General features: G+C 70.6%; 6 protein-coding genes and 2 rRNA genes. 1 reads left to right on the forward strand and 7 read right to left on the reverse strand.

Features of this window, described 5'->3' with window-relative positions:
- Positions 1-5 precede the first annotated feature (5 nt).
- The 5 genes from ACFVYA_RS48865 to ACFVYA_RS48885 form a co-directional block, all read right to left on the reverse strand.
- The gene (locus tag ACFVYA_RS48865) at positions 6-431 is read right to left on the reverse strand and encodes a thioesterase family protein (RefSeq protein ID WP_285988592.1); all 426 of its coding nucleotides are present in this window, start codon (positions 429-431) and stop codon (positions 6-8) included.
- Between the two features lie 14 nt (positions 432-445).
- Positions 446-3,418, reverse strand: coding sequence for a bifunctional [glutamine synthetase] adenylyltransferase/[glutamine synthetase]-adenylyl-L-tyrosine phosphorylase (locus tag ACFVYA_RS48870; RefSeq protein WP_387055388.1), 2,973 nt, complete (start codon positions 3,416-3,418; stop codon positions 446-448).
- Positions 3,419-3,447: 29 nt separating this feature from the next.
- Positions 3,448-4,581: an anion permease gene (locus ACFVYA_RS48875; protein WP_387055390.1), complete on the reverse strand. Its 1,134-nt coding sequence runs from the start codon at positions 4,579-4,581 to the stop codon at positions 3,448-3,450.
- A gap of 94 nt (positions 4,582-4,675) precedes the next feature.
- Positions 4,676-5,422: a type 1 glutamine amidotransferase gene (locus tag ACFVYA_RS48880; RefSeq protein WP_387055392.1), complete on the reverse strand. Its 747-nt coding sequence runs from the start codon at positions 5,420-5,422 to the stop codon at positions 4,676-4,678.
- 15 nt (positions 5,423-5,437) lie between these two features.
- On the reverse strand, positions 5,438-5,890 hold the full coding sequence (locus tag ACFVYA_RS48885; RefSeq protein ID WP_387055395.1) for a rhodanese-like domain-containing protein: 453 nt from the start codon (positions 5,888-5,890) through the stop codon (positions 5,438-5,440).
- A 111-nt stretch (positions 5,891-6,001) separates the two neighbouring features.
- On the opposite strand from ACFVYA_RS48885, the gene ACFVYA_RS48890 reads away from it, so the two are divergent.
- Entirely contained in the window at positions 6,002-6,454 is a 453-nt protein-coding gene (locus ACFVYA_RS48890; RefSeq protein WP_285988587.1) for an Lrp/AsnC family transcriptional regulator, read from the forward strand.
- Between the two features lie 324 nt (positions 6,455-6,778).
- On the opposite strand, the gene rrf is transcribed toward ACFVYA_RS48890, so the two are convergent.
- Together rrf and ACFVYA_RS48900 are read right to left on the reverse strand one after the other, a co-directional pair.
- Positions 6,779-6,895: ribosomal RNA gene (rrf, locus tag ACFVYA_RS48895) — 5S ribosomal RNA — on the reverse strand.
- An 81-nt stretch (positions 6,896-6,976) separates the two neighbouring features.
- Positions 6,977-7,082: ribosomal RNA gene (locus ACFVYA_RS48900) — 23S ribosomal RNA — on the reverse strand; the annotation flags it as partial.

Here is a 7,082-nt window from a genome sequence, read left to right on the forward strand (position 1 = left end):
TTATGTCACTCCGATGTCGACAGCAGCTTCAGGTCCGCGCCCGCCGCCTCGAACTTGCCGCGCGGGTCCTCGACCAGTTTGCGGCGCTCCAGGTCCATCAACCCCAGCGTGCAGGTGATCTCCGCGGCCAGCGTGCCGTCGAGCTTGATGATGTTCGAATCCATCTTGAACGTCTTGCCGCTGCCGAACTTGGCCTCGCACGTCACCTCGACCTCGTCGCCGGCGCGCAGCTCGCGGCGGAACACCACGTGCGTCTCCAGCAGCACCGCCGCCACGCCCGGAAGGCCCTTCAGCGCGCCCGACGCTTCGAGCAGCTCCAGGCGGGAGACCTCGCCGTACGAGTGGTACACGGCGTGGTTGAGGTGGCCCAAGGTGTCCAGCTCGTAGTGCCGCACCTTGATCCGGGTGCGGAACGGCTCGCGATCGGTCACCGGTCCACTGTAGGTCAGGCCTCGTAGAACAGGTGCTCCACCACCGCGTGCGCCCGCCGGGTGATGCGGCGGTACGTGTCCAGGAACTCGCCCGGGTCGTCGCCCGCCGACTGGCCGAGGACGCGGGCCACCGCGGTCAGGTCGCGGCCCGAGCCCGGTACCTGGTCGACAGCCTTGCCGCGCACCAGCATCCCCGCGTTGCGCACGCGGGTCGCCAGCAGCCACGCCTCGGCCAGCGAGTCCGTTTCGGGCTGCTCGGCCAGGCCCGCTTCCGGGAGCACCGCCAGCGCGTCGAGCGTCGACGTCGTCCGCAGGCCTTCGACCTCGTGGGCGTGCTGGAGCTGCAGCAGCTGCACCGTCCACTCGACGTCGGCGAGGCCGCCGCGGCCGAGCTTCGTGTGCAGTGTCGCGTCGGCGCCGCGCGGCATCCGCTCCGTTTCGACGCGGGCCTTGATGCGGCGGATCTCGCGTGCCTTCGTCGCGTCCAAGCCCGGGGGGTAGCGGATCGGGTCGATCATCGCGATGAACCGCGCGCCGAGCTCGTCGTCGCCGGCGATGAACCGGGCCCGCAGCAGGGCCTGCGCCTCCCACACCTCGCCCCACCGCGCGTAGTAGGCGCGGTACGACTCCAGCGTCCGGACCAGCGGCCCGCTCCGGCCCTCCGGCCGCAGGTCGGCGTCGACCTCCAGCGCCGGGTCCGAACTCGGTGCGCCCAGCATCTTCCGGACGGTCTCCGCGACCGACGAAGCGAACTTCACGGCGTCGGCGTCCGAGACCCCTTCGGACGGCTCGCAGACGAAGAGGACGTCCGCGTCGGAGCCGTAGCCGAGTTCGGCGCCGCCGAGCCGGCCCATCCCGATGACGGCGATGCGGGCCGGCGTCCGGCCGAGCTCGGCCTGCCGCTGGCGGAACGCCGCGGCCAGCGCGCCCTGCAGCACGGCGACCCAGACGCTCGAAAGCGCTTCGCAGACCTCGGGCACGTCGAGCAGCCCGAGCAGATCCGCGCAGGCGATGCGCAGGAGTTCGTGCCGCCGCAGCGAACGCGCGGCGGCGACGGCGGCGTTCAACCCGGGCTGACGCCGGACCGCGGCCCGCAGCGACGTCGCCACCTCGGCTGGCGTGCGGCCCAGCAGCCGGGCCGGGCCGCCGAGCAGCTGCAGCACCTCCGGCGCCCGGACCAGCAGGTCGGGCACCAGCCGCGACGTGCCCAGCAGGAAGGCCAGGTTCTCCACGACCGTGCCCTCGTCGCGCAGCACCCGCAGGTACCACGGGGTGTCTTCGAGCGCCTCGGACACCTTCCGGTACGACAGCAGGCCGCCGTCGGGATCCGGCGTGTCGGCGAAGAGGTCGAGCAGCACCGGCAGCAGCGCCTGCTGGATCGCCGCGCGTCGCGAGACACCCGCGGTGAGGGTCTTGATGTGCTGGAGCGCACCGTCGGGCGCGGTGTAGCCGAGCGCGGCCAGGCGGCTGGCGGCCTGCTTGGTCGTCAGGCGCAGCGCCTCGGCCGGCACGTTCGCGACGGACTGCAGCAGCGGCCGGTAGAAGATCTTCTCGTGCAGGCGGCGAATTCCCTTGCCGTGCCGCCGGAATTCCGCGAGCAGCGACTCGCCCTGGCTCTTGCCGCCGGTTGTCTTGATCCCGCTCGCCCTGGCGATGATGCGCAGCTCGGTGGTGTCCGACGACGCGGGGAACAGGTGCGTGCGGCGCATCCGCCGCAGCTGCAGCCGGTGTTCGATCATCCGCAGGAACTCGTACGACGCGCCCAGCTCGGCGGCGTCCTGACGACCGACGTAGCCGCCTTCGCCGAGGGCCGCGAGCGCGTCCATAGTGGACGGTGAGCGCAGGTCCGCGTCGACCCGGCCGTGCACGAGCTGCAGCAGCTGCACCGCGAACTCGACGTCACGCAGGCCACCGCGCCCCAGCTTCAGTTCGCGCTCGGCGTGCTCGGACGGCACGTGACCCTCGACCCGGCGGCGCATCTGCTGCACCTCGGCGACGAAGTTCTCCCGGTCGGCCGCCGACCACACCAGCGGCGCCACCATTTCGGCGTACTGGCGGCCGAGCTCGGCGTCGCCCGCCACCGGCCGCGCCTTGAGCAACGCCTGGAACTCCCAGGTCTTGGCCCACTTCTGGTAGTAGCCGTGGTGGCTGTCCACCGTGCGGACGAGCGCGCCGGCCTTGCCCTCGGGGCGCAGCGCCGCATCGACCTCGAAGCACGCTTTGTCGACAACGCGCATCATCGTGCTCGCCAGCCGTGTCGCGAGGCCGAGGTCGCCTTCGCCGACGAAGATGACGTCGACGTCGCTGACGTAGTTGAGCTCCCGGCCGCCGCACTTGCCCATCGCGATGATCGCCAAGGTGCCCTCGGCGGACGCGCCGGCTTCGGCCTCGGCGACGATCAGCCCGGCGGCGAGCGCCGCTTCGGCGAGCTCGGTCAGCTGCGCCGCGACCTCGGCGTAGCTCGGGTGCTCGAGCCCGGCCTCGACGACGTGCCCGAGGTCGGCGGCGGCGATGCCGAGCAGCTGGCCGCGGTAGGCGACCTTGAGGGCGTGTTCGGCTTTGCGCCCGGTGAGCACCGAACTGTCGCCGGCCAGCAGCGCCGTGCGCAAGGCCTCGCGGTAGCAGGCGGAGTCGGTGCACTTGTCCCCGGTGAGCGAGCGCCACTGGTCCGGGTTGGCGGCGAGGAAGTCGGCGAGCGCGCTCGACGTCCCGAGCACGCTGAGGAAGCGGCCGCGGAACGTCCGGTGGGTGCGGAGCCGCTCTTCGAGGTCGGTCCACTCGGCGGCGTCGGCCTCACGGATCCGGTCCAGGCCGCGCAGCGCGAGGTCCGGGTCGGCGGTGCGGGACAACGCCGCGAGCACGTCGGCGGCCGGCTCGGCCGGGCCGCCGTCGGCCCACCAGCCGGCCACGCGCAACTGACCCTCGGCACGGGGATCGGTGAAGCCGTACCTCGCCGCCGAAGCGGTCGTTCGCGCGCGGTCTGCCATCACCGACCACCGTAGCCGGGGAACCCGGCTCAGGCGGCGAGCCGGCCCGGCTCGGTCCCGGCGGGCGTCGGCTCGGGCACCTGGAAGCTGTGCGCGGTGACGGGGTGGCGTCGCGAGAGGAGGTAGATGCCGAGGCCCACGCCGACCCCGACGAGACCGACGGCGATCGTGCCGACGCTGCCCAGCGACGCGACCTTGCCGGAGATCGCGCCGACGATCGCGGCGGCGGGCAGGGTGAACAGCCACGCGATGACCATCCGGCCGGCCATCCGCCAGCGGACCGGCGCGTCGCGGCGGCCGACGCCGGAGCCGACGATCCCGCCGGAGCAGACGTGCGTCGTCGACAGCGGGAAGCCCAGCCGCGACGAGACGAGGATGACCAGCGCCGAGCTCGTCTGGGCGGCGAAACCCTGCGGGCCCTCGATGTCGGTCAGGCCCTTGCCGAGGGTGTGGGTGATGCGCCAGCCGCCGAGGTAGGTGCCGAGGGCGAGCGCGCACGCGGCGCTGACGATCACCCAGACGGGTGGCGACGCGCCCGCCGGGAGGCTGCCGGCGGTGACGAGCGTAAGCGTGATGACGCCCATCGTCTTCTGCGCGTCGTTGGTGCCGTGCGCGAGCGAGACCAGGGAGGCCGAGACGATCTGGCCGACCTTGAACCCGCGCGTGGCCGGCCGGCCCCGCACCAGGAAGCGGTAGACCACGTAGGTGGCGGCCATCGCGACGAGCCCGGCGATGACCGGGCTGGCCGCGGCCGGGACGAGCACCTTCTCGACGATCTTTCCGAAGTGGACCGAGTCGGTCCCGGCGGAGATCCAGGTGGCGCCGATCAGGCCGCCGAACAACGCGTGCGACGAACTCGACGGCAGGCCGACGAACCACGTCACGAGGTTCCAGACGATGGCGCCGATCAGCCCGCCGAAGACGATCGCCGGGCCGATCTTCGTGTCGTCCACCAGGCCGCTGGAGATCGTCTTGGCGACCTCGACCGACAGGAACGCGCCGACCAGGTTCAGCACCGCGGAGATCGCAACGGCCACGCGGGGCTTGAGGGCCCCGGTGGCGATCGACGTCGCCATCGAGTTCGCGGTGTCGTGGAACCCGTTCGTGAAATCGAAAATGAGGGCCGTGACGACGACGACCACGACCAGCAACGAGGGTTGCACCCCGACCTCCGCACCCTTGTGGGGACTCCTCCCGCAAGGTACCTGACGGGTGCGCCCGCCGTTAACAGGATGTTGCTGGTTGTGACCTCTGTCGTTAAGCCAGCGGCAAAGTACGGTGACTCGCCATCGCGGGCGCGAGTTCACCGGCCGCCAGTTTGACGAACCTGTGCGCGAAGGGGCGCCAGGTTTCGTCGATGTCGGCGTGCACGGTGACCAACGCTTCGTGCTCGAGTGCGCCCGGCCGGACGAATTCGGCTTCTTCGGGGCATTCCGCGGCCCAGCTCTCGACGACCTCGGGCGTCGTCTCGATGTGGAACTGGACACCGTAGACACAACGCCCGAGCCGGTAGGCCTGGTGCGCGTAGCGCGGCGAGGACGCGAGCAGTTCGGCGCCCGGTGGGAGCCGGGTGATGGCGTCGGTGTGGAACTGGAGGACGTCCTGCACGAGCGGCAGGTCGGCGAACAGCGGGTCGGTCCACGCCGCGTCCTTCTTGCTGACGAGGTGCGGACCGACCTCCGGCCCGTCGGGAGCGACCTCGACGCGGCCACCGGTCGCGACGGCCAGCAGCTGGGCGCCGAGGCAGATCCCGAGCGTGGGCAGGTTCTTCGCCGCCGCCTTGGCCAGCAGCCGCCGGACGTCGGCGAGCCACGGGTGCTTGGCGTCGTCTTCCGCGGCCATGCCGCCGCCGAGGCAGACGACGGCCTGGTAGCCGTCGAGGTCGGGCAGGCTTTGCTCCGGCTGCAGGCGGATGTCGAGTTCCGCGCCGGCCTCGGTCAGCCAGTCGCCGAGGGGGCCCAGCGGGTCCGACGCGTCCGGCTGGATGATCAGGATTCGGGTCACGCTGTCCAGGGTAGGTCAGCAGGCACAGCGAATTCCTCCGGCTTTGTCGCCTTCTAGGATGTCGCCTTCGAGGACGTCGCCTTCGACCGGGTAGCCGGCGGCGATCCAGCCGGTGATGCCGCCGGAGAGCCGTTTCACCTTGAAGCCGAGTTCGGCGAGCCTGAGCGCGCCCTTCGTGGCGGCGTTGCAGACGGTGCTTTCGCAGTAGCAGACGTACACGAGGTCGCGGTCCAGGTGCGCGGCCGTCTCGGGCGTCAGGTCGCGGTAGGGCAGGTTGATCGCGCCGGGGATGCGGGCGTGGGCGAAGGCTTCGGGCGCCCGCGTCTCGACGACGAGGTAGCCATCGGTGCGTCCGGCTTCGAGGTCCTGGACGAGATCGTCGGGATCGACCTCGAAGCCGAGTTCGGCGCCGAAGTACTCGATTGCGGCCGCCGGTGCCGCGGCGGGGAAGGCGAGGGTGCGTGTCATGGGACAAATCCTGCTGGGGCAGGCGAGTTCGGGACAGGGCAGAATCGGCGTGGAAACCCGGGCCGGCCGGGGATTTCCCTGTACTGGCCCTGCGAATCCGGGAGAGTTGCGGTGGACCACCTCGACGACGTCGACTGGCGCCTGCTGGAGCTCCTGCAGGCCGACGGCCGCCTGAGTTTCACGGAGCTGGGGCGCCGGGTATCGCTGTCCGGCTCGGCGGTGACGGAGCGCGTCCGCCGGCTCGAGGAGCGCGGCGTGATCACGGGCTACGCGGCGAGCGTCGACACGACGAAGCTGGGGCTACCGATCGAGGCATTGGTGCGAGCCCGCGTCCGGAGTCTCGACACACCCCGGTTCCGCACGGCGGTACTCCCGCTGCCGCAGCTGGTGGCGGCGGATCACGTGACGGGTGAGGAGTGCTGGGTCCTGCGGGTGCTGTGCCGGGACACGGCGGAGCTGGAGGAGCTGGTCGAGAAGGTGCAGCGCTACGGGGAGACGACGACGTCGCTGGTGTTGTCGTCCCCGTTGAGGAGGCGGCCGCCGGCCCGGCCGGGGGCGGGGTGAGGCATCGCGCGTGATTGGCGGGCATGCATCTCGACGCCGGCGGGGTTGCGCCTGCTGTGCTTCGGGGCGGGACCTGCGTGACTGAAGGCGGAACTCGCGTGATTGAGGCCGGAACTCGCGTGACTGAAGGCGGAATTCGCGTATCTGGATGGGCGACTCACGTGCCGGAACGGTCGGCCGGCGGGCCCCCGGGGGTCCGGTCACGTGATTGGAGGGTCGACACGCGTGATTGGGGGGTCGACACGGGTGGGGTGGGAATGGAAAAAGGGCCTGAGCCGGGAGACTCTTGGTCTCTACCGGGCCCAGGCCCTTCCTTCATGTTGAGTTCGGCGGTGTCCTACTCTCCCACAACCCTTCGGTTGCAGTACCATCGGCGCTGTCAGGCTTAGCTTCCGGGTTCGGAATGGGACCGGGCGTTTCCCTGACGCTATAACCACCGAAACACTACGAAACAACACACACCATGAACAATGTTCACCGGTGTGGTGTTTCAGAACCGTAGAGTGGATGCGTAACATCTTCGTAGGCAAGTCCTCGGCCTATTAGTACCAGTCAACTCGACAACACATTACTGTGCTTCCATTTCTGGCCTATCAACCCAATGGTCTGTTGGGGGCCTTAACCCACA

The sequence above is a fragment of the Amycolatopsis sp. NPDC058278 genome (genome assembly GCF_042881395.1).
Taxonomy (GTDB): Bacteria; Actinomycetota; Actinomycetes; order Mycobacteriales; family Pseudonocardiaceae; genus Amycolatopsis.